This is a genomic window from Paenibacillus sp. FJAT-27812 (genome assembly GCF_001273905.1).
Taxonomy (GTDB): domain Bacteria; phylum Bacillota; class Bacilli; order Paenibacillales; family Paenibacillaceae; genus Pristimantibacillus.
In genome coordinates this window covers 2,737,789-2,758,532 of record NZ_LIGH01000001.1, presented here as the reverse complement: position 1 = coordinate 2,758,532, position 20,744 = coordinate 2,737,789, and the positions used below count along the sequence as shown (strand labels likewise).

Genomic DNA, 20,744 nt, shown 5'->3' with positions numbered 1-20,744 from the left:
CAAGTCTTAATATTAGCCTACTGGCTGCTCGGACATGCCTTCGATCAAAATTCGAGCTGCCTCGGGACTGGAGAATTCAAGTAGCGACACGGTTAAGCAGTACGCCGCCGTGCAGTAGTATTTGACTCATTGTTGTAATTGCTTTCTATGGTTGCTTTATTTATGCAATCCGCATTCTGTTTTTTCTTGTCCAGCCCAACGTCCAGCACGCGGATCTTCGCCTGGCATTACTTTGCGTGTGCACTGCTCGCAGCCAATGCTCGGATAGTTTTGGTCATGCAGCGGGTTATATATAACATCATTCTCACGGATGTAGTTCCAGACATCTTCACTCGTCCAATGAGCGATAGGGTTGAATTTCACGAGTCCGAATTTTGTATCATATTCGATTTTTTTGGCATTGGCACGTGTAGGCGCCTGATCACGGCGAATACCGGTAATCCAAGCTTCGTATTTGGAAAGGATATTAGTCAAAGGTTTTACTTTACGAATGTTGCAGCAAGCGTTCGCATCGGACTTCCAAAGCTCTTCGCCAAACTGTGCAATTTGCTCTTCAGGCGTAATTTCCGGTTTTACTTCTACAAAAGGAATGCCAGGGTAACGCTCTACCATACGGTCGCGCGTCTCATAGGTTTCCTTGAAATGAAAATCGGTATCCAAGTAGAAGATATCTGATTTGGGGCTAATTTTTTGCAGCATGTCAACGAGTACAACGTCCTCTGCGCCAAAGCTGCAAGCGAAAGTGATATTAGGGAAAGTTTCAACCGCAAACGCAATAATTTCTTCCGGTGTCGCGTTTTCGAACTCAACTTCCTTTTGCTTAATAAGCGCTTCTTTTTCAAAAAGGTTCATTTGTACGCCCTCCGTTAATAATTCCTATTGAATTAGTCTGTATAAAAATTATACGTCCCATGCGCAAAATGTTCAACATAAGTTTTCACCAAATTGAAATAAAGTTTTGGGAATTAATTTTAGTCACAAAAAAATGCCCTCTCTGGCAAGCAGAGAAGGCATTCGTTGTATAGATATTAACGTTTCGAGAATTGTGGAGCGCGACGAGCCGCTTTAAGACCGTATTTTTTACGCTCTTTCATACGCGGATCACGTGTCAAGAAGCCTGCACGTTTAAGAGCTGGACGGAATTCAGGGTCAGCTTTAAGCAAAGCACGGGAAACACCGTGACGGATAGCGCCCGCTTGACCTGACATACCACCACCGTTAGCGATTACAAGCACATCGTATTTCGACAATGTGTCAGTAAGGTTAAGCGGTTGTTTTACGATCAATTTCAATGTTTCTAGACCAAAATATTCATTGATGTCGCGTTTGTTAATAATGATTCGTCCTTCACCCGGCACAAGACGTACACGTGCAACAGAGTGTTTACGACGACCGGTTCCATAGTATTGCACTTGAGCCATGAAACTTGTCCTCCTCTTTATTACCCGCGAAGTTCGTAAACTTCAGGGTTTTGTGCTTGATGTGGATGTTCCGCACCTGCGTATACTTTAAGTTTAAGCTTCATTTTGTCGCCAAGACGGTTCTTAGGCAACATGCCGTGTACAGCCAGCTCGATAACGCGCTCTGGCTTGTTTTTGATCATCTCTTGTGCCGGAGTAGCTTTCAAGCCACCGGAGTACATGGAGTGACGGTAGTAAATTTTATCCGACATTTTTTTGCCTGTCAGATGGATTTTTTCAGCGTTGATAACAACAACGAAATCGCCTGTATCAACATGTGGTGTAAATGTCGGTTTGTGTTTGCCGCGGATCAGGGCAGCAACTTCACTCGCCAAGCGGCCTAGCGTTTTGCCTTCCGCATCGACGACGAACCATTTACGATCAACTTCAGTTGATTTAGCCATATAAGTGGTACGCATGGATGATCCTCCTTAATTTCATACATTAATCGTTTTATAACAACGTAAAGACGTTGGTTTGTTTATTCATTGTTGATAGCCAAGTTTGTGACGATCTCAGTCGGGGCTGTGGGTTAGCCACTTCGAAAGCACAAGTTATATTCTACTATAAAGTATGTGTAAGTGCAAGTAATTTATAGTGATTTATCCCTGTTTTTCGCTGGAATATTCAACATCCATCAGCATCAATCCGTGCGGCATAGCCGTAGGACCTGCGAGCGAGCGATTTCGACCCTCAAGGATGCTTTTTATCTCAGATGAAGCCATTTTCCCTTCGCCAACCCATAGCAAAGTTCCCATAATGACGCGAACCATATTGTACAAAAAACCGTTGCCTGTCACGTACATATGCACGATCGGGCCTTCCTGCACGAAGTCTGCTTCGTAGATCGTCCGAATGTGATGAGGCTTGGTAGAATGAATCGATGTAAACGAGGTAAAATCATGCTTCCCAACAAGGTAGCTGAGCCCCTCGCGCATCGCCTCTACATCAAGCGGCGTCGGATGATGAAACCGGTACTGGCGACCAAACACATCTGGAAACTTTCCGGTATCAATCGTATAACGATACGTTTTGCGCTTGGCGGATCTCCTTGCGTGAAAATGCTCCGGCACATCGAACGCTTCAATAATGACAATGTCCTTCGGTAATCGCGTATTAAGCGCGATCGCCCATCTCTCTGTCGGAATCGTAGATTCCGTATAGAAATTGAACATCTGCCCCTGTGCGTGCACTCCCGCATCCGTGCGCCCCGAACCGATAATAATGGTCGTCTCGCCCGTAAGCTTCTTAATGGCCTTCTCTATTTCACCTTGAACCGTTCTGCCGTATGGCTGCGTCTGAAAACCGTTAAAGCCCGACCCGTCATAGCTGACCTTTACGCAAATATTCCTCAACCTGTTCCCCCCTTAACTAAAGGGATTACTAAGTCCCTAAATCCTCTTTTCAAAAAGGACCTCGTGGCGCTTCGCCCTCTGCACACCCTAGAGATGTCGCATAAGCTCATCTATCGCTCTTTGGTTGCTTTTTCATGCAGCAGCATCATTTGCCTACTCAGCCGCTTACATGACGCTCAGGACTCGTTAAAATCACGATCTCATGCAAGAGGCGTTTCGTTCACATTGCTGCATGCCGAAAAAGTTTAATCAACATGATTAACCATTCAGATAGGCAAATAAAAAAAGGTGGCCGCAAGGGTCCACCCTTTTCACTAAAATACAAGAAGTACCGGGCTGACCCAAATACTTGGCTTATATCTCATTGCGTTAGCGTGCTTATACCGCCAGAGGAGGCATAAGCCGTTTACGCTCGCGTATAAAGCTTGGACAAGGTTTAACGCTGTGGACAAGCTTATACATTTTCGTGTTGTGCAGTACTACGCGCGGTCAACCAATTCCAGGTAAACCATAGGCGCAGCATCGCCGCGACGGGGTCCTAGTTTTAGAATACGTGTGTATCCACCTGCACGCTCCGAGTAACGGCTAGCTAGTTCGGAGAACAGCTTTTGAATAGCGTCTTGTTGTCCGTCAACGGACTCACGACGTACATAAGCTGCTACTTGACGACGAGCATGAAGATCACCTTGCTTAGCTTTAGTGATCAGCTTCTCAGCGATAGAACGAACTTCTTTCGCTTTAGCTTCAGTCGTTTGAATACGCTCATAAAGGAACAAGTCAGTAACGAGGTCACGGAACAAAGCTTTCCGTGCACTAGCGTCACGTCCTAATTTTTGATATGCCATCTTGTTTTCCCCTCCCTTGCTCTTTTGTCTATTCTTGTTGGTTTACTACTCTTCCATGCGTAGGCCAAGACCTAGCTCTTCAAGCTTCTCTTGAACTTCCTCAAGGGATTTGCGTCCGAGGTTACGAACCTTCATCATGTCCTCTTCGGATTTCGTGATTAGCTCTTGAACAGTGTTGATACCAGCGCGCTTCAAGCAGTTGTAAGAACGGACGGAAAGATCAAGTTCCTCGATCGTCATCTCTAGAACTTTCTCTTTCTTATCTTCTTCCTTCTCAACCATAATTTCCGCGTCTTTGGCTTCATCGGTTAATCCAACGAACAAGTCCAAATGCTCGGTCAAAATTTTAGCGCCGAGGCTTACAGCCTCTTCCGGTCTAATACTACCGTCAGTCCATACTTCAAGCGTGAGCTTGTCGTAGTTAGTTACTTGACCGACACGAGTATTTTCTACGCTATAATTTACGCGAGTAATTGGCGTGTATATCGAATCAACGGGAATTACCCCAATCGGTTGTTCGTCCTTCTTGTTGCGGTCCGCTTGCACGTAACCGCGTCCCCGATTAGCAAATACCCGCATATGGAGCCGCGCGCCGGAGGCCAAGGTTGCGATGTGAAGATCAGGGCTTAAAATCTCGACATCGCTGTCTGCTCGAATGTCGCCCGCTGTAATATTCCCTTCGCCATCCGCGTCGATTTCCAACACCTTTTCTTCATCGGAGTGGATTTTCAACGAGAGGCCCTTCAGGTTCAGAATGATCTCGGTAACATCCTCAATCACTCCGGGAACCGTAGAGAACTCGTGAAGCACTCCATCGATTTGAACCGAGGTTACTGCTGCACCCGGCAACGACGACAACAAAATCCGGCGAAGCGAATTTCCTAGCGTCGTGCCATATCCGCGCTCAAGCGGCTCGACGACGAAACGTCCGTAAGTTCCCTCATCATTCAGTTCTACGGTTTCGATTTTCGGCTTTTCGATCTCAATCACTAATAGTACCCTCCTTCAAACGTCGCTCCGTTACCTTACCGTTATTTTAAGTCAAATCTTGTAGTATGCCAAACCTTCACAACCATTATTCACAAGTTGTTGACATTTGATACCACATCGGATCCAACTATACGCGACGACGTTTCGGCGGACGGCATCCGTTATGAGGTACTGGTGTTACGTCTTTAATGAGGTTAACTTCCAACCCGGCAGCTTGAAGCGAACGAATCGCAGCTTCACGGCCAGCGCCTGGACCTTTTACCATCACTTCGACGGTTCTCATGCCATGCTCCATCGCTGCTTTAGCAGCTGTTTCAGCAGCCATTTGAGCTGCGAAAGGCGTGCTCTTACGTGAGCCTTTGAAGCCCATGTTACCAGAGCTTGCCCATGAAATTGCATTGCCGTGCGGATCCGTGATCGTAACGATCGTATTGTTGAATGTCGAGCGAATGTGCGCAACGCCAGTCTCAATATTTTTCCGGTCGCGACGTTTCGTACGAACGACTTTTTTTGGTTTAGCCATTGTCCATTATCCTCCCTTCTTATTTCTTCTTGTTAGCTACAGTCCGACGAGGACCTTTGCGAGTACGTGCATTCGTTTTCGTGCGTTGACCGCGAACAGGCAAGCCGCGACGGTGACGAAGACCACGGTAGCATCCGATTTCAGTCAGACGCTTAATGTTAAGCGAAATTTCACGACGCAAGTCGCCTTCTACTTTAACAGATTTGTCGATTGCTTCGCGAAGGCGAGCAAGTTCGTCTTCTGTCAAATCGCGAACGCGAGTATCGAAGCTAACTTCAGCTGTTTTCAAAAGTTGTTGCGACGTTGTTTTGCCGATACCGAAAATGTATGTCAGGGCGATTTCGACGCGTTTGTCACGCGGCAAGTCTACACCAGCTATACGTGCCATAGGCTATATTCCCCTCCTTCTATCCTTGTTTTTGTTTGTGTTTCGGATTTTCACAAATCACCATAACGTTGCCTTTGCGACGAATGACTTTGCATTTTTCGCAGATCGGCTTTACCGAAGGTCTAACCTTCATTGTGATTACCTCCCGAATCTTTCGTGAGCAAGTCCCTGCTGGACTTACTTACGATAGGTGATGCGCCCTTTTGATAAATCATAAGGCGATAACTGTATAACCACCTTGTCTCCTGTCAGGATGCGAATAAAGTGCATTCTGAGCTTACCGGAAACATGTGCGAGAATTTGATGACCGTTCTCCAGCTCCACCTTGAACGTGGCATTCGGCAACGGCTCAATGACCGTACCTTCGACCTCAATGATGTCTTCCTTAGCCAACCGTCATTCTCCTTTCGCATGTGCAAACTTCTGAATTGCGTAACGTAACTTAGCGTTGGTAACCCTGCCGGTTTCTTGCATGCTGCTTGAAACCTCTGAACTAATTGCAGGCTGTAACTCGAGATGTAGAACGTTCTTTTTCTTCGGCTGATCAAATCGGCGCTTGTGCCCATCCGCAATCATAACGAATCGATCGTCGACGATTGCCAAGATAATCGCATAGCTTTCCTCATCTTTACCGCGAAGTACTTTGACGAACTGACCAATCTGGGGACGAGCTTCCATAATCATAGACTATGGCTGCTGCGGCAAAATGGTCAATATTTCAAAGCCGTCCTCTGTAACAGCTACTGTATGCTCGAAATGAGCGCACCATGAGCTGTCTTCCGTTACAACCGTCCAATTGTCTTCGAGCGTCCGGACATATCGTTCACCGATATTAACCATTGGTTCGATTGCAAGCACCATTCCGGTCTTCAGACGAGGTCCGCGATCTGGTATGCCGTAGTTCGGTATTTGTGGTTCCTCATGGAGGTCCGCGCCGATTCCGTGCCCTACGTATTCCCGTACTACGGAGAATCCTGCATCTTCAATTACCTTCTGAATAGCATGCGAAATTGTATATAGTCTAATATCTGGTTTGATCAGCGCAAGTCCCGCATAAAGCGAAGCTTCCGTCACATCAAGCAGCCTTTGTACTTCAGGCGTAACGGCTCCTACCGCATAGGTCCAAGCCGAGTCACCGTGATAGCCTTCAAACTGCGCACCGATATCGATACTGATTATATCGCCTTCGTTCAACTTGCGTGACCCAGGGAAGCCGTGCACCAGCTCGTCATTCACAGAAGCGCAAATGCTGGAAGGGAAACCATTGTAACCTTTAAAGGAAGGGATCGCATTTTGACTCTTAATGTACGTTTCAGCGATTTGGTCAAGCTCACGGGTAGTGATGCCTGGTTTCACAGCTTCCGACATCAATCGATGCGTTTCCGCGACAATACGTCCGGCTTCCCTCATAAACTGCAGCTCCGATTCGGATTTGCATATTATCATTACAATGAACCTCGCAAGCAGGAAACAATGTCTGATGTTACAACATCGATGTCCTTCTCGCCGTCGACTTCGCGTAGGAGACCTTTAGCACTGTAGTAATCGAGTAGAGGCGCGGTTTTGGATGTGTATTCGTCCAAACGAGTTCCGACCTTTTCCTCTGTATCATCAGAGCGCTGATACAATTCCCCGCCGTCCTTGTCGCAGATACCTTCGACCTTAGGGGGGTTAAAGATTACATGATAAGTCGTACCTGTCGTTCTAGATATGCGTCTGCCCGTCAAGCGAGCAAGCAGCAAACTGCGGTCAACCTTTAAATTTACAACATGGTCGATACTGCGACCGAGCTCCGCAAGCATAGCATCAAGTGCTTCAGCCTGCTGCAGTGTGCGAGGAAACCCGTCGAGCAAGAAACCATTTTTGCAATCATCTGCTTCGAGTCTTTCTTTCACAATACCGTTCGTGATCTCATCGGGAACGAGCAGGCCTTGATCGACATACTCTTTCGCTTTGATTCCAAGTGCAGTTCCTTGTTTCATAGCGAGGCGGAAAGCATCGCCAGTTGAAATGTGGGGAATACCGAACTCTTCAACGATCCGTTCAGCTTGTGTACCTTTACCGGCTCCCGGAGGGCCCATGAATAAAATGTTCATTGCTGAGTTCCTCGCTTTAAGCACAATAGGCTCGGGCGGGCTGCCGCACAACGCTAGTTGACGAACGCGGAAGCCCGGTCAGAACCTATTGTTATTTATTGATAAACCCTTTGTAATGGCGTTTGATCAACTGGCTCTCAATTTGCTTCATCGTATCCAGTGCAACACCGATAACGATTAGCAACGAGGTGCCGCCTAGCTGCACTGAGCGCGGTAATCCTGCAAGTGTTCCGAAGAACACTGGCAATACAGAGATGATAGCCAGGAAGATCGCACCCGTCAACGTAATACGCGACATAACGCGTGTTAGGTATGACGAGGTCGGTTTACCTGGACGAATGCCAGGAATGTATCCACCGTTTTTCTTCATCTGATCAGCCATTTGCACCGGATTAATTTGCACGAATGTGTAGAAGAAGGTAAAACCGATAATTAACAATACGTACAATACCATACCAAGCGGTCTGTCATAGTTCATATTGTCAATAATCCATTTTGCCCAGACCTGATTGGACCAGAACTGTGCAATCGTAATCGGGAACATGATAAGTGAAACCGCGAAAATGACTGGAATAACGCCTGCGCCATTCACTTTCATCGGAATGTGTGTCGATTGTCCGCCGTACATTTTCCGTCCAACGACGCGTTTAGCGTATTGAACAGGAATTTTACGAATACCTTGTTGTACGAATATAACACCGACGATGATTGCGATAATCGCAATCAGAATCAGTACCATTTTGATGATGTTCAAGAACAGTTGATCTTGGGCACCTACGAATTGATCTTGCACGATCGTACGAATGTGTCCTGGGATACCAGCTGCAATTGCTGCAAAGATAAGAATGGAAATACCATTTCCGATTCCTTTTTCCGTAATTTGCTCGCCGAGCCACATCAAGAATGCAGTACCTGCAGTCAGGATGATCGCGATGAGTAAATAGTCTACGAATGTTGCGCCAACGATCATCTCATAACCGTATTGACGGTTAAATCCGATCGCTGTTGCGAAACCTTGGATCAAACCAAGAACAATCGTACCATAACGAGTGATTTGTGCGAGTTTACGTTTACCGTTCTCGCCTTCCTTTGCCCACTCCGCAAATTTAGGAATAACGTCCATCGATAACAGCTGTACGATAATCGACGCTGTAATGTAAGGCGTAATTCCGATTGCGAAGATTGAGAATTGGAACAAAGCACCGCCGGAAAACGTGTTAAGCAAGCCGAACAGATCCGCACCGGCTGCATCAACCTGCTTAAACACATCTTTGTTTACATCGGGTACCGGTATGAAAGAACCGATACGGTATACTAAAAGGATGAAAAGGGTGAAGAGGATCCTTGTACGAAGATCCGCCACTTTCCAAATATTGGACACGGTCTTGAACAATTAGATCACCTCGGTTTTACCGCCGGCAGCCTGGATTTTCTCTACCGCAGATTGAGAGAACTTGTTTGCTTTTACAGTAAGTGTAACGCTAACTTCACCATTACCCAAAATTTTGATTCCTGCGAGCGGGTTCTTTACGATCCCAGTCTCGATGAGAACTTCTGGAGTGACTTCAGTACCTGCTGCAAACGCATTTAGCTCTTCAATGTTGACAATCGCGTACTCTTTGCGGAACGGGTTGTTAAATCCACGTTTCGGCACTCGACGATACAAAGGATTTTGTCCGCCCTCGAAACCAGGACGAACGCCGCCGCCGGAACGAGCGTTTTGACCTTTGTGACCTTTACCGGCCGTTTTACCGTTACCGGAACCGATACCGCGACCTTTGCGCTTAGGCGCTTGGGTTGAGCCCGGTGCTGGTGCTAGCTCATGCAATTTCATCGTTCGTGCACCTCCTTATTTATTTCTTAGAACCAAAATCTATTCTTATACTTCTTCTACATTTACCAAGTGACTAACAGTGTTAACCATGCCACGGATAGCTGGGCTATCGTTCAAAACAACTGCCTGACGAATCTTTTTTAGACCTAAAGATTCAACCGTTGCACGTTGTTTCTCGTTGCGACCGATTAAACTGCGAACGAGGGTGATTTGCAATTTTGCCATCTTATTTCCCTCCTTAGCGTAACAGCTCTTCGACTGTTTTTCCACGAAGCTTTGCAACATCTTCCACGCGTTTAAGACGGGAAAGACCTTCAAGCGTTGCGTTAACCATGTTCATGGAGTTCGAAGAACCTAGCGATTTCGTCAAGATGTCGCCGACACCAGCAAGTTCAAGTACTGCACGAACTGGGCCGCCAGCGATAACGCCAGTACCTTCGGAAGCTGGCTTCAGAAGAACTTCACCTGCGCCGAAATGTCCGAGTACAAGGTGAGGAATAGTCGTTCCTACGATTGGTACGTGGATCAGGTTTTTCTTAGCATCTTCGATACCTTTGCGGATTGCATCAGGTACTTCGCCTGCTTTACCGATCCCTGCGCCAACGTAGCCTTTACCGTCGCCGACTACTACAAGTGCACTAAAGCTGAAACGGCGTCCGCCTTTTACAACTTTAGATACGCGATTGATATTAACAACTTTTTCAGTCAGTTCTAACGTATTTGGATCTACACGCAAGTCGTTTAACCTCCTTATAAATAAAGTCGATTAGAATTCAAGGCCAGCTTCGCGAGCTGCTGTAGCAAGCGCCTGAATTCTGCCGTGATACAAGTAACCGCCGCGATCAAACACTACTTGGGATACACCCTTAGCTTGAGCGCGTTTCGCAATCAATTCTCCGACTTTTGTCGCTGCATCGATGTTACCACCGTTGCCAACTGCTTCAACCAACTCTTTATCCTGTGTGGATGCGGAAGCGATTGTTACACCTGCAACATCGTCGATCAATTGTGCATACATATGCTTGGAGGAACGGAATACAGATAGACGCGGACGTGCAGCTGTACCGTTAATTTTTTTACGAACACGAAGGTGTCTTTTCAGACGAGCCTTGTTTTTGTCGCCTTTCGTAATCATTCAAGGTTCACTCCTTTCCTTATGCCTTAAGACGCTATCTTAAGCAAACTTACTGTCTGCTTATTTTTTCTTACCGGCTTTACCTTCTTTACGGATGATGCGCTCGCCTTCGTACTTGATACCTTTACCTTTATACGGTTCTGGTTCACGTACGGAACGAATTTTTGCTGCAGTAGCACCAACTAGCTCTTTATCAATACCGCGAACAGTGATTTTCGTGTTAGCAGGTACATCGAACTCGATGCCGTTATCTGGAGCAATTTCGACTGGGTGAGAGTAACCAACGTTAAGAACGATTTTATCACCAGTTTTGTTAGCACGGTAACCTACGCCAACTAGCTCCAAGTTTTTGGAGAAGCCTTCTGTAACGCCGCTCACCATGTTAGCGATGACGCTGCGAGTAGTTCCGTGCAACGAACGATGCAATTTATTATCGGAAGGACGTTCTACAAGAATTTCCGTTTCCGTTACATTCACTTTCATTTCTTTGTGAATTTCACGAGAAAGCGATCCTTTAGGTCCTTTTACAGTAATAACTGTGTTGTCCAAGCTGATTGTTACGCCGTTAGGCACTTGGATTGGTTTGCGACCAATACGGGACATTGTTACACCTCCTATCTTTATGACTTGTTACTTACCAAACGTAGCAAACTACTTCGCCGCCGGATTTAACCTGACGAGCTTCTTTATCAGTCATAATCCCTTTGGAAGTGGAAATAATTGCAATTCCAAGTCCACCGAGTACACGAGGGATTTCAGTTGATTGTGTATAAACGCGAAGGCCTGGTTTTGAAATACGTTTCAAGCCAGTAATAACGCGCTCTTGGTTAGGGCCGTATTTCAAGAAAATACGGATAATCCCTTGTTTATTGTCTTCGATATATTCAGCGTCGCGGATAAAACCCTCGCGCTTCAAAATCTCAGCGATTTGCTTCTTCATTTTCGAAGCGGGCATTTCCACGGTCTCGTGACGAACGACATTCGCGTTACGAATACGCGTCAACATATCTGCAACCGGATCAGACATAACCATTGTGTTAACCTCCTTCCCAAACTAGGCTGATTACCAGCTTGCTTTTTTAACGCCAGGAATCTGGCCCTTATGTGCTAACTCACGGAAACAAATCCGGCAAATTTTAAACTTTTGCAAAACAGAATGCGGACGGCCGCAACGCTCACAGCGCGTATACGCGCGCACTTTAAATTTCGGTGTGCGTTGTTGCTTCACTTTCATCGAAGTTTTTGCCACTGGGTATTACACCTCCTAAAAGTGGATTACTTCGTGAACGGCATGCCCATTTGGGTCAGCAATTCACGAGATTCTTCGTCCGTTTTTGCCGTCGTGACGATGACGATGTCCATACCGCGCACTTTATCGACTTTATCGTACTCGATCTCTGGGAATATCAATTGCTCTTTCAAGCCAAGCGTATAGTTACCGCGACCGTCGAAAGCTTTATTCGATACACCGCGGAAGTCACGTACACGCGGTAGAGAGATGTTGAACAGTTTATCTAGGAAATGGTACATACGCTCGCCGCGCAATGTAACCTTAACCCCGATTGGCATGTTCTCACGAAGTTTGAAGCCTGCAATAGACTTCTTCGCACGAGTAACGACTGGTTTTTGACCGGAAATGATACGAAGCTCTTCAACAGCTACATCAAGGATTTTCGAATTGGAAACCGCTTCGCCTACCCCCATGTTGATAACTACCTTCTCAATTTTCGGCACTTGCATAACAGACGTATAGTTGAACTTCTGCATAAGAGCAGGAGTTATTTCGTTTAAGAAACGACCTTTCAATCTTGCTGCCATTGATCATGGACCTCCTTTCCTACCGTAACGATTAGTCGATTACTTCTCCGGAACGTTTCGCGATCCGAACTTTCTTGCCGTTGTCGAGCACTTTGTATCCGATACGTGTTACTTTACCGCTTTTCGGATCGATGTGCATAACGTTTGAAACGTGAATTGGTGCTTCTTGTTCGATAATACCGCCCTGTGGATTAGCTTGCGATGGACGAGTATGTTTCTTAACAGTGTTGACACCTTCTACGAGTACGCGATTTTCACGCGGGTACGCAGCGATAACGCGGCCCTTCTTACCTTTGTCTTTACCGGTAATGACGATAACCGTGTCGTCTTTTTTCACGTGCAATTTGTTATTATGGGATTCGAGAATTTTTTTCAGCCTTGGCATGAGTTACACCTCCTGCGCGCTTGTGCTTTCAAGCTTATATAGGTTCTTAGATTACTTCTGGTGCTAGCGATACGATTTTCATGAAATCTTTATCGCGAAGTTCACGGGCAACAGGTCCAAAGATACGAGTACCACGTGGGCTTTTATCTTCTTTTACAATTACAGCTGCATTCTCATCAAATGCAATGTACGAACCGTCTTTACGACGAACCGAACGCTTTGTACGAACGATAACCGCTTTAACAACGTCACCTTTTTTGACAACGCCGCCTGGTGTTGCTTGTTTTACTGAGCAAACGATCAAATCGCCGATGTGTCCAACGCGACGTCCCGTTCCACCAAGTACACGGATACACATCAATTCTTTTGCGCCAGAGTTGTCAGCAACCGCTAAGCGCGAAAATGGTTGAATCATTTCAACGTCCTCCTTTCGGAAAAATGCTCAGATACTGCATACGCTCATTAGATAATAACAGCTACTTCAACAACTTCTACGAGTCTGAAGCGCTTGTCTTTCGAAAGCGGACGAGTCTCCATGATTTTCACGATATCACCAATTTTAGCTTGGTTGTTCTCATCGTGCGCTTTAAATTTTTTCGTAACTTTAATGCGTTTATGGTACAAATCGTGTTTTTTATATGTTTCAATAGCAACTACGATTGTTTTATCCATTTTGTCGCTTACCACTTTGCCGATTAGAACTTTACGGGCATTGCGTTCACTCATGTTCTTCCTCCTTCCTTCAGCCGTGTTTATGCATTCATGTAAGGGATAGACTAGCTGCTAATTCCGAGTTCTCTTTCACGCAAAATCGTTTTAGCACGAGCAATTCCTTTACGCACATCACGGATCCGAGTCGGGTTATCCAATTGGCCAGTAGCCAGTTGGAAACGAAGATTGAAAAGCTCTTCTTTAAAACCAGCGACCTGTTGTTCAAGCTCAGCAGAGGTTAGGTTTCTAAATTCACTAGCTTTCATTTGCTTCACCACCCACTTCTTCACGTTTCACGAATTTAGTCTTGATTGGCAATTTATGAGCCGCAAGACGCATCGCTTCACGAGCGGTTTCTTCGGATACGCCAGCAAGTTCAAACAGGATTTTACCTGGTTTAACTACGGCTACCCATTTCTCAACGTTACCTTTACCACTACCCATACGCACTTCAAGAGGCTTTTGAGTAATTGGTTTGGCAGGGAAAATCTTGATCCATACTTTACCACCACGTTTGATGTAGCGAGTCATTGCAATACGAGCCGCTTCGATCTGACGGTTAGTGATCCATGATGGTTCTAGAGCTTGAAGACCAAATTCGCCGAATGCTACTGTAGTGCCGCCTTTAGCGCGACCCTTCATATGACCGCGTTGTTGTTTGCGGTGTTTGACACGTTTAGGTACCAACATGATTAGTTGCCTCCTTCCTGGGGAGCTTTCTTCTTAGTCGGAAGGACTTCGCCGCGATAGATCCATACTTTAACGCCGATTAGGCCGTATGTTGTAGCCGCTTCAGCCGTGCCGTAATCAATATCAGCGCGTAGTGTATGAAGTGGTACTGTTCCTTCGCTGTAGCCTTCCGAACGTGCGATTTCCGCGCCACCGAGACGACCGCTAACTGCAGTTTTAATCCCTTTAGCACCTGAACGCATGGAGCGTTGAATTGCTTGCTTCAATGCGCGACGGAAAGATACACGACGCTCAAGTTGTTGTGCGATGCTTTCAGCTACAAGAATAGCGTCAAGATCTGCATGTTTGATTTCAGAGATGTTGATGTGTACTTTTTTGCCTTTAGTGATTTTACCAAGCTCAGTACGTAGGTTTTCTACTTCGGAACCGCCTTTACCAATTACCATACCTGGTTTTGCGGTTTGAATCGTTACGTTCACGCGGTTAGCTGCACGTTCGATTTCGATGTGAGAAACTGCTGCGTCTTTCAGCTTGTTTTTCAAATATTCACGGATTCTAACGTCTTCCATAAGAAGATCGCCGAAATCTTTGCCCGCGAACCATTTGGACTCCCAATCACGGATAACTCCGACCCGGAAGCCTACTGGATTTACCTTTTGACCCACACGTAATCCCTCCTTATTTTTCAGATACCACCAAGGTAATGTGGCTGGTTCTTTTATTGATCCGGCTTGCGCGACCCATCGCACGAGGACGGAAACGTTTCATCGTTGGCCCTTGGTTAACGAAGGCTTGCGATATAATCAATTTGTTTACGTCAAGCTGATAGTTGTGCTCAGCGTTAGCAATGGCAGAGTTCAGCAGCTTCTCCAAAATTGGGGATGCAGACTTAGGCGTGTGACGCAAAATCGCGATTGCTTCGCCAACTTGTTTACCGCGAATCAAATCCGCAACAAGCTGTGCTTTACGGGGAGCAATACGGATAAATTTAGCGTGCGCTTTAGCTTCTGGCATGTAGGAACCTCCTCTCGTTCAGTGAAAGATGTTAAGGGCAAATTAACGTCTGCCCGTTTTTTTGTCTTCGCCAGCATGGCCTTTGTACGTACGAGTTGGTGCAAATTCACCAAGCTTGTGTCCAACCATATCTTCCGTTACATATACCGGTACGTGCTTGCGTCCGTCATATACTGCAAACGTGTGACCAATGAATTGCGGGAAAATGGTCGAGCGGCGGGACCAGGTTTTGATAACGACCTTTTTCTCAGCTTCGTTCAATACCTCGACTTTTTTAAGCAGGTAACCGTCAATAAACGGACCTTTCTTTAAACTGCGACCCATTTGTGTTCCTCCCTTCATATAAGCGGTAGCGATACTTGCGCATCACGCGGTTTTTATCAAGCTGCTATTATTTCGTGCGACGACGAATAATGTATTGGCTCGATGCTTTTTTCTTCTTGCGCGTTTTGTAACCAAGAGTTGGTTTACCCCAAGGCGACATTGGCGATTTGCGTCCGATTGGAGCACGGCCTTCACCACCACCGTGTGGGTGATCGTTAGGGTTCATTACAACACCACGTACTTGTGGACGATTTCCGAGCCAACGGTTACGGCCGGCTTTACCGATTTTCACGAGTTCGTGATCTTCGTTACCAACAGAACCGATTGTTGCACGGCAAGTGTTCAAGATACGACGAACTTCACCGGATGACAAACGAACGGATACGTAGTTATCTTCTTTACCAAGAAGTTGAGCACTAGTACCAGCTGCACGAACAAGTTGTCCGCCTTTGCCTGGTTTCAATTCGATGTTGTGGATAACTGTACCGACTGGGATGTTCACAAGTGGCAACGCGTTGCCTGGCTTGATATCAGAACCTACGCCAGAAGTTACTTGATCTCCAACTTTCAAACCTTTAGGAGCGATGATGTATGCTTTTTCACCATCTACGTAATGGATCAAAGCGATGTTGGATGAACGGTTCGGATCGTATTCGATCGTCGCTACGTTACCAACAATACCGTCTTTAGTACGTTTGAAGTCGATGATACGGTATTTACGTTTGTGTCCGCCGCCATGGTGACGAACCGTAATTTTACCTTGGTTGTTGCGTCCTGCTTTTTTGAAAAGAGGAGCAAGCAACGATTTCTCCGGTGTGCTTGTCGTAATCTCTTCGAAAGTCGATACGGACATGTTACGACGAGCTGGAGATGTCGGTTTGTACTTTTTAATTGGCACTTCGATTTCCTCCTTTTCTAAACAGACGTTTCAAAGAATTCAAGTTCTTTGCTATCAGCGCTCAGTTGAACGATCGCTTTTTTCCAATCCGGTCTGTATCCGCTATGTTTACCATAACGTTTTGGTTTACCCGCAACACGCATTGTGTTAACGCCGGTTACTTTTACTTTAAAGATTTGCTCGATTGCAAGTTTGATTTCAGTTTTGTTTGAACGAAGATCTACTTCAAACACGTACTTTTTGTCAACCATGTAATCGCTCGTACGTTCCGTGATAACCGGGCGCTTGATAATATCGCGTGGATTTTTCATTACGCAAGCACCTCCTGTACTTTCTCTACTGCTTCTTTAGTGATGATAAGATTATCATGCACGAGTACATCCAGAACATTGATGCCGTCAGCTGCAACGAACTTCACACCTGGGATGTTACGAGCAGACAATGCTACATTGTCTTCGTAGTTAGCCGTTACAACTAGTGCTTTGCGGCCAACTTTAAGGTTGCTCAAGATTGCTGCGAATTCTTTCGTCTTAGGAGCTGCAAATGTCAGTTGATCCAAAACGATAATCTCGTTTGCAATCACTTTCGATGACAATGCCGATTTAATCGCTAGACGACGAACTTTCTTAGGAAGCTTGAATCCGTAAGAGCGTGGAGTCGGTCCGAATACTACGCCGCCGCCAACCCATTGCGGGGAGCGAATGCTACCTTGACGAGCACGGCCAGTACCTTTTTGTTTCCAAGGTTTACGACCGCCACCACGTACTTCGGAGCGTCCTTTAGTTTTGTGATTACCGAAGCGTTCAGATGCTTGTTGATTAACAACAGCACTGTGCAGAACATGAACGTTTGGTTGAATTCCGAAAACCGTTTCAGCCAGTTCTAGTTCGCCCACTTGCGCGCCGCTCACGTTATATACTGTTACTTTTGGCATTTCCTGTTCCTCCTTTCTTTAAGAGCAATTAGTTCTTAACAGTTTGTTTTACTTTTACAAATCCGTTTTTAGGGCCCGGAATGGATCCTTTTACAAGAAGAACGTTACGTTCTGCATCTACACGGATAACTTCAAGCTTTTGAATCGTAATTGTTTCGTGACCCATATGTCCTGGAAGGCGTTTGCCTTTCGGTACACGGTTCGCTTGGATAGAACCCATCGAACCTGGTCCACGGTGGTAACGGGAACCGTGAGACATAGGACCCGTGCTTTGTCCCCAACGTTTGATAACGCCGGCAAAGCCTTTACCTTTAGAAATACCTGTTACGTCAACGAATTCGCCCTCTGTGAATAGGTCAGCTTTCACTTCTTGGCCAACTTCATAATCACCCAGGTTAATTCCGCGAATTTCACGAACGTAGCGCTTAGGTGTTGTGTTAGCTTTTTTAGCATGACCAGCTTCTGGCTTGTTCGATCTGCTTTCTTTCTTGTCAGAGAAACCGAACTGAACAGCTTCGTAGCCATCGTTCTCTTGGTCTTTCTTCTGAAGTACTACGCAAGGTCCAGCTTCGATAACCGTTACAGGAACGACATTACCTTCAGCAGTAAACACTTGAGTCATACCAAGTTTTTTTCCTAAGATACCTTTCATGTTGACACCTCATTTCCTTTCTATGATCGCATATGCTGATATTACAGTTTGATTTCGATATCTACACCGGATGGTAAATCCAGGCGCATCAACGCATCAACCGTTTGCGGCGTTGGGTTTACAATGTCGATCAAACGCTTATGAGTGCGTTGTTCGAATTGCTCCCTGGAATCCTTGTACTTGTGTACCGCACGGAGAATGGTGATGATTTGCTTTTCCGTTGGCAACGGAATCGGCCCGGATACGCCTGCACCGGAACGTTTTGCAGTTTCAACGATTTTCTCTGCGGATTGATCAAGAATTCTGTGATCGTATGCTTTCAAGCGGATACGAATCTTTTGCTTTGCCATATAAGTCCCTCCTTCTATCGCCCAATTTATTATCGGACATACTCCGTGAGAAAACCCTGGCACATGCCCCATGGCAAAGGGGCCGGGTGTGTCGGCAACCTCTCACATCATCGCAACGTCAGACCAACAGACACTATTATACCGAATCCAATAGGCAAATGCAACATAAAGTTAAATCATTTTCTATTCACGCATATTAATGAGAAATCATGAATAAATTTTATGCCGCATTCCTATATCGGTAACTGGAACAGCTCGCATCCCGCGCTACATATATAATAGAAGAAACACTTCCGTTCATGGGTGAAACCATTAACTTCACTGCAGCTTGTCTGGCACTAACGCATAACTTGTCCATATAACGCCCATTATGTCCCTTATTACAATCGTTTAGAACCTATTATTATAATAACGGACTTAATGGGCGCTATCTGATTATAAACACATCGTGATCGAAAAGACACCACCAAATAACGCCAACGTTTAAGGGCATCATTCTGCCGCAAATAAAAACACGCAGAGACCATTGGTCGCTGCGTGCTCCATTCTTCCAACCTTTATCCTAGAACGATTCTATCGTCAGCCAGCTTCTTGCCGCTAATGAGCTCGAACTCACCGAGCAGCTGCTCGACAGTAAGATCCTTTTTGCGTTCTTCAGGCACATCGAGAATGATTCGGCCTTTATCCATCATAATCAGTCGATTGCCAAGTCGGATAGCCTGCTCCATATTGTGCGTAACCATTAACGTAGTCAAATTCATCTCACGGACAAGCGTTTCTGTCAGCGTAGTGATGAGCTCGGCGCGAGAAGGATCAAGCGCAGCGGTATGCTCATCGAGCAGCAATATCTGCGGCCTTGTAAAGGTAGCCATAAGCAAGCTAAGCGCTTGTCTCTCTCCACCTGACAATAACCCTACTTTTGCGCCTAGACGGTTCTCTAGGCCAATACCAAGCCGCTGAAGCTCTTTTTTGAAAATAGTACGCTTCGCACGTGTTACTCCGAACGAGAAGCCACGAGATTTTCCACGGGCATATGCAATCGCCAGATTCTCTTCAATGGACATGCGCGGCGCCGTGCCGGCCATCGGGTCTTGGAATACGCGGCCGATCCATTGGCTGCGCTGATATTCGGTAAGCTGGCTTATATTGCGTCCGTCAATCCGAACCTCACCGGCATCCGGCTTCATTACGCCTGAAATGATATTCATCAGCGTAGATTTGCCAGCGCCGTTACTACCGATCACTGTAATAAAATCGCCCGGCTTCATAATAAGGTTGGCGCCAACAAGCGCCGTCTTCTCATCTACAGTGCCTGGATTAAACAGCTTGGACACTTTCGCTATCTCCAACATTAGCGTCCACCTCCAGGCTGCGCTTTATCCAGGGAAGCAAGCATTTCTGCCGTTCGTCTTCGCGCTATGTTTTTTTGCTTCATTACTCTGCGCGTTGACGGCACTACCAGTGCAAATATGATGATAACTGCTGTAATCAGCTTCATGTCTGAAGCGTCCAACCAATCCACGCGGAGCGCGAATGCATAAATGATCCGATAGATGATCGATCCGAGCACGGCTGCGAGCGTCGCTCTAAAAATCGTACGAGCTCCGAATATCGCTTCCCCGATAATAACCGATGCAAGCCCGATAACGATCATACCGATCCCCATGCTATTGTCGGCGTACTTCTGGTAATGAGCAACCAGACCGCCAGATGTTGCTACAAGCGCATTCGATAAAGCAATGCCAAATATCGTCGTAACATCAGTGTTTGCGCCAAAGCTGCGGATCATACGAGAGTTATCCCCTGTAGCGCGCAAGCTTAAACCGATGTCCGTACGGAAAAATAAATCGAGCACCAGCTTAACGATGATTACAAATACGATCATTACAGCAAGCGTCGATACGTTATCAAATAAATTGTCATGTCCTCTTAGGGACAGATTCGGCTTACCCATTATTCTTAAGTTAATGGAATACAAGGCAATCATCATAATAATACCTGACAATAAACCGTTAACTTTACCCTTCGTGTGAAGCAAGCCCGTACAGGTACCTGCGATAGCTCCGCCTATAAATGAACATATAATTGCAAGCCAAGGTGCCGTTCCGTTTACGGTTAAAACAGTTCCAATAGCAGCGCCTGTAGTAAAGCTGCCGTCAACAGTTAGATCCGGAAAGTCAAGAATCCGGAATGTAATATAAACCCCAAGTGCCATAAGTGCATACAATAATCCGCTTTCTACGGCGCCTTGCATCGATGCGAGCAAATGACATACCTCCTTTATCATAACAAGGGGGTGAACGAGTAACCCGATCACCCCATGTATACCTTTGTTGTATTAC

37 protein-coding genes are annotated in these 20,744 nt (G+C 46.0%); all 37 read right to left on the bottom strand.

Annotated features, from left to right (window positions below; genetic code table 11):
* Positions 1 to 156 precede the first annotated feature (156 nt).
* The 37 genes from ADU23_RS11790 to ADU23_RS11610 all read right to left on the bottom strand — a co-directional run bounded on the left by ADU23_RS11790 (position 157) and on the right by ADU23_RS11610 (position 20,656).
* Positions 157 to 852 carry a phosphoadenylyl-sulfate reductase gene (locus tag ADU23_RS11790; protein ID WP_053373927.1) on the bottom strand — a complete coding sequence of 232 codons (696 nt, stop codon included), beginning with the start codon at positions 850 to 852 and terminating at the stop codon, positions 157 to 159.
* Between the two features lie 176 nt (positions 853 to 1,028).
* A complete protein-coding gene (gene rpsI / locus ADU23_RS11785) occupies positions 1,029 to 1,421 on the bottom strand; it encodes a 30S ribosomal protein S9 (RefSeq protein ID WP_053373926.1) in 393 nt (130 codons plus the stop codon).
* 20 nt (positions 1,422 to 1,441) lie between these two features.
* Positions 1,442 to 1,879: a 50S ribosomal protein L13 gene (gene rplM / locus ADU23_RS11780; protein ID WP_053373925.1), complete on the bottom strand. Its 438-nt coding sequence runs from the start codon at positions 1,877 to 1,879 to the stop codon at positions 1,442 to 1,444.
* Between the two features lie 183 nt (positions 1,880 to 2,062).
* Positions 2,063 to 2,815, bottom strand: coding sequence for a tRNA pseudouridine(38-40) synthase TruA (gene truA, locus ADU23_RS11775; protein ID WP_053373924.1), 753 nt, complete (start codon positions 2,813 to 2,815; stop codon positions 2,063 to 2,065).
* Positions 2,816 to 3,294: 479 nt separating this feature from the next.
* The gene (gene rplQ, locus ADU23_RS11770; RefSeq protein ID WP_053373923.1) at positions 3,295 to 3,660 is read right to left on the bottom strand and encodes a 50S ribosomal protein L17; all 366 of its coding nucleotides are present in this window, start codon (positions 3,658 to 3,660) and stop codon (positions 3,295 to 3,297) included.
* Positions 3,661 to 3,705: 45 nt separating this feature from the next.
* Complete coding sequence (locus tag ADU23_RS11765) at positions 3,706 to 4,650, bottom strand: DNA-directed RNA polymerase subunit alpha (protein WP_053373922.1); 945 nt, start codon at positions 4,648 to 4,650, stop codon at positions 3,706 to 3,708.
* Positions 4,651 to 4,777: 127 nt separating this feature from the next.
* Positions 4,778 to 5,173: a 30S ribosomal protein S11 gene (gene rpsK, locus ADU23_RS11760; RefSeq protein WP_053373921.1), complete on the bottom strand. Its 396-nt coding sequence runs from the start codon at positions 5,171 to 5,173 to the stop codon at positions 4,778 to 4,780.
* Between the two features lie 19 nt (positions 5,174 to 5,192).
* Complete coding sequence (gene rpsM, locus ADU23_RS11755; protein ID WP_053373920.1) at positions 5,193 to 5,561, bottom strand: 30S ribosomal protein S13; 369 nt, start codon at positions 5,559 to 5,561, stop codon at positions 5,193 to 5,195.
* Positions 5,562 to 5,580: 19 nt separating this feature from the next.
* Positions 5,581 to 5,694, bottom strand: a complete 114-nt coding sequence (gene rpmJ, locus ADU23_RS11750; protein ID WP_003333770.1) for a 50S ribosomal protein L36 — start codon at positions 5,692 to 5,694, stop codon at positions 5,581 to 5,583.
* Between the two features lie 44 nt (positions 5,695 to 5,738).
* Positions 5,739 to 5,954: a translation initiation factor IF-1 gene (infA, locus tag ADU23_RS11745; RefSeq protein ID WP_053373919.1), complete on the bottom strand. Its 216-nt coding sequence runs from the start codon at positions 5,952 to 5,954 to the stop codon at positions 5,739 to 5,741.
* A gap of 3 nt (positions 5,955 to 5,957) precedes the next feature.
* On the bottom strand, positions 5,958 to 6,239 hold the full coding sequence (locus ADU23_RS11740; RefSeq protein WP_082198143.1) for a KOW domain-containing RNA-binding protein: 282 nt from the start codon (positions 6,237 to 6,239) through the stop codon (positions 5,958 to 5,960).
* Positions 6,240 to 6,248: 9 nt separating this feature from the next.
* On the bottom strand, positions 6,249 to 7,007 hold the full coding sequence (map, locus tag ADU23_RS11735; RefSeq protein ID WP_053373917.1) for a type I methionyl aminopeptidase: 759 nt from the start codon (positions 7,005 to 7,007) through the stop codon (positions 6,249 to 6,251).
* Positions 7,007 to 7,657, bottom strand: a complete 651-nt coding sequence (locus tag ADU23_RS11730) for an adenylate kinase (protein ID WP_053373916.1) — start codon at positions 7,655 to 7,657, stop codon at positions 7,007 to 7,009. Before ADU23_RS11730 ends, map begins: the two co-directional genes overlap by 1 nt.
* Before the next feature lie 91 nt (positions 7,658 to 7,748).
* Positions 7,749 to 9,050 carry a preprotein translocase subunit SecY gene (gene secY / locus ADU23_RS11725; RefSeq protein WP_053373915.1) on the bottom strand — a complete coding sequence of 434 codons (1,302 nt, stop codon included), beginning with the start codon at positions 9,048 to 9,050 and terminating at the stop codon, positions 7,749 to 7,751.
* Positions 9,051 to 9,491, bottom strand: a complete 441-nt coding sequence (gene rplO, locus ADU23_RS11720; RefSeq protein WP_053373914.1) for a 50S ribosomal protein L15 — start codon at positions 9,489 to 9,491, stop codon at positions 9,051 to 9,053.
* Positions 9,492 to 9,536: 45 nt separating this feature from the next.
* On the bottom strand, positions 9,537 to 9,716 hold the full coding sequence (gene rpmD / locus ADU23_RS11715; RefSeq protein ID WP_053373913.1) for a 50S ribosomal protein L30: 180 nt from the start codon (positions 9,714 to 9,716) through the stop codon (positions 9,537 to 9,539).
* A gap of 13 nt (positions 9,717 to 9,729) precedes the next feature.
* The gene (gene rpsE / locus ADU23_RS11710) at positions 9,730 to 10,227 is read right to left on the bottom strand and encodes a 30S ribosomal protein S5 (protein WP_053373912.1); all 498 of its coding nucleotides are present in this window, start codon (positions 10,225 to 10,227) and stop codon (positions 9,730 to 9,732) included.
* Positions 10,228 to 10,257: 30 nt separating this feature from the next.
* Positions 10,258 to 10,626 carry a 50S ribosomal protein L18 gene (rplR, locus tag ADU23_RS11705; RefSeq protein WP_053373911.1) on the bottom strand — a complete coding sequence of 123 codons (369 nt, stop codon included), beginning with the start codon at positions 10,624 to 10,626 and terminating at the stop codon, positions 10,258 to 10,260.
* Between the two features lie 60 nt (positions 10,627 to 10,686).
* Positions 10,687 to 11,229, bottom strand: a complete 543-nt coding sequence (gene rplF / locus ADU23_RS11700) for a 50S ribosomal protein L6 (protein WP_053373910.1) — start codon at positions 11,227 to 11,229, stop codon at positions 10,687 to 10,689.
* 31 nt (positions 11,230 to 11,260) lie between these two features.
* Positions 11,261 to 11,659 (bottom strand): 30S ribosomal protein S8, encoded by a 399-nt coding sequence (gene rpsH / locus ADU23_RS11695; RefSeq protein WP_053373909.1) that lies wholly within the window; start codon positions 11,657 to 11,659, stop codon positions 11,261 to 11,263.
* A gap of 30 nt (positions 11,660 to 11,689) precedes the next feature.
* Positions 11,690 to 11,875, bottom strand: coding sequence for a type Z 30S ribosomal protein S14 (locus tag ADU23_RS11690; RefSeq protein WP_037291562.1), 186 nt, complete (start codon positions 11,873 to 11,875; stop codon positions 11,690 to 11,692).
* A gap of 26 nt (positions 11,876 to 11,901) precedes the next feature.
* Positions 11,902 to 12,444, bottom strand: a complete 543-nt coding sequence (gene rplE, locus ADU23_RS11685) for a 50S ribosomal protein L5 (RefSeq protein ID WP_053373908.1) — start codon at positions 12,442 to 12,444, stop codon at positions 11,902 to 11,904.
* 31 nt (positions 12,445 to 12,475) lie between these two features.
* Positions 12,476 to 12,829 (bottom strand): 50S ribosomal protein L24, encoded by a 354-nt coding sequence (gene rplX, locus ADU23_RS11680; RefSeq protein ID WP_081417369.1) that lies wholly within the window; start codon positions 12,827 to 12,829, stop codon positions 12,476 to 12,478.
* 46 nt (positions 12,830 to 12,875) lie between these two features.
* Positions 12,876 to 13,244 carry a 50S ribosomal protein L14 gene (gene rplN / locus ADU23_RS11675; RefSeq protein ID WP_053373907.1) on the bottom strand — a complete coding sequence of 123 codons (369 nt, stop codon included), beginning with the start codon at positions 13,242 to 13,244 and terminating at the stop codon, positions 12,876 to 12,878.
* A gap of 47 nt (positions 13,245 to 13,291) precedes the next feature.
* Positions 13,292 to 13,555 (bottom strand): 30S ribosomal protein S17, encoded by a 264-nt coding sequence (gene rpsQ, locus ADU23_RS11670; RefSeq protein WP_053373906.1) that lies wholly within the window; start codon positions 13,553 to 13,555, stop codon positions 13,292 to 13,294.
* Positions 13,556 to 13,605: 50 nt separating this feature from the next.
* On the bottom strand, positions 13,606 to 13,806 hold the full coding sequence (gene rpmC / locus ADU23_RS11665) for a 50S ribosomal protein L29 (protein ID WP_053373905.1): 201 nt from the start codon (positions 13,804 to 13,806) through the stop codon (positions 13,606 to 13,608).
* Positions 13,796 to 14,230, bottom strand: a complete 435-nt coding sequence (gene rplP, locus ADU23_RS11660) for a 50S ribosomal protein L16 (protein ID WP_028609647.1) — start codon at positions 14,228 to 14,230, stop codon at positions 13,796 to 13,798. Before rplP ends, rpmC begins: the two co-directional genes overlap by 11 nt.
* Before the next feature lie 2 nt (positions 14,231 to 14,232).
* The gene (rpsC, locus tag ADU23_RS11655; protein ID WP_053373904.1) at positions 14,233 to 14,895 is read right to left on the bottom strand and encodes a 30S ribosomal protein S3; all 663 of its coding nucleotides are present in this window, start codon (positions 14,893 to 14,895) and stop codon (positions 14,233 to 14,235) included.
* Between the two features lie 13 nt (positions 14,896 to 14,908).
* A complete protein-coding gene (rplV, locus tag ADU23_RS11650) occupies positions 14,909 to 15,244 on the bottom strand; it encodes a 50S ribosomal protein L22 (RefSeq protein WP_053373903.1) in 336 nt (111 codons plus the stop codon).
* A 42-nt stretch (positions 15,245 to 15,286) separates the two neighbouring features.
* Positions 15,287 to 15,568 (bottom strand): 30S ribosomal protein S19, encoded by a 282-nt coding sequence (rpsS, locus tag ADU23_RS11645; RefSeq protein ID WP_053373902.1) that lies wholly within the window; start codon positions 15,566 to 15,568, stop codon positions 15,287 to 15,289.
* Between the two features lie 67 nt (positions 15,569 to 15,635).
* Positions 15,636 to 16,466: a 50S ribosomal protein L2 gene (gene rplB, locus ADU23_RS11640; protein WP_053373901.1), complete on the bottom strand. Its 831-nt coding sequence runs from the start codon at positions 16,464 to 16,466 to the stop codon at positions 15,636 to 15,638.
* Between the two features lie 17 nt (positions 16,467 to 16,483).
* Entirely contained in the window at positions 16,484 to 16,777 is a 294-nt protein-coding gene (gene rplW, locus ADU23_RS11635) for a 50S ribosomal protein L23 (RefSeq protein WP_053373900.1), read from the bottom strand.
* Entirely contained in the window at positions 16,777 to 17,400 is a 624-nt protein-coding gene (gene rplD, locus ADU23_RS11630; RefSeq protein WP_053373899.1) for a 50S ribosomal protein L4, read from the bottom strand. The genes rplW and rplD overlap by 1 nt, the downstream gene beginning before the upstream one ends.
* 28 nt (positions 17,401 to 17,428) lie before the next feature.
* Entirely contained in the window at positions 17,429 to 18,052 is a 624-nt protein-coding gene (gene rplC, locus ADU23_RS11625) for a 50S ribosomal protein L3 (RefSeq protein ID WP_053373898.1), read from the bottom strand.
* A 41-nt stretch (positions 18,053 to 18,093) separates the two neighbouring features.
* Positions 18,094 to 18,402, bottom strand: coding sequence for a 30S ribosomal protein S10 (gene rpsJ / locus ADU23_RS11620; protein ID WP_017692074.1), 309 nt, complete (start codon positions 18,400 to 18,402; stop codon positions 18,094 to 18,096).
* Positions 18,403 to 18,959: 557 nt separating this feature from the next.
* Positions 18,960 to 19,754: an ABC transporter ATP-binding protein gene (locus ADU23_RS11615; RefSeq protein ID WP_053373897.1), complete on the bottom strand. Its 795-nt coding sequence runs from the start codon at positions 19,752 to 19,754 to the stop codon at positions 18,960 to 18,962.
* A complete protein-coding gene (locus ADU23_RS11610; RefSeq protein WP_053377590.1) occupies positions 19,754 to 20,656 on the bottom strand; it encodes an ABC transporter permease in 903 nt (300 codons plus the stop codon). Before ADU23_RS11610 ends, ADU23_RS11615 begins: the two co-directional genes overlap by 1 nt.
* Between the last annotated feature and the right edge of the window lie 88 nt (positions 20,657 to 20,744).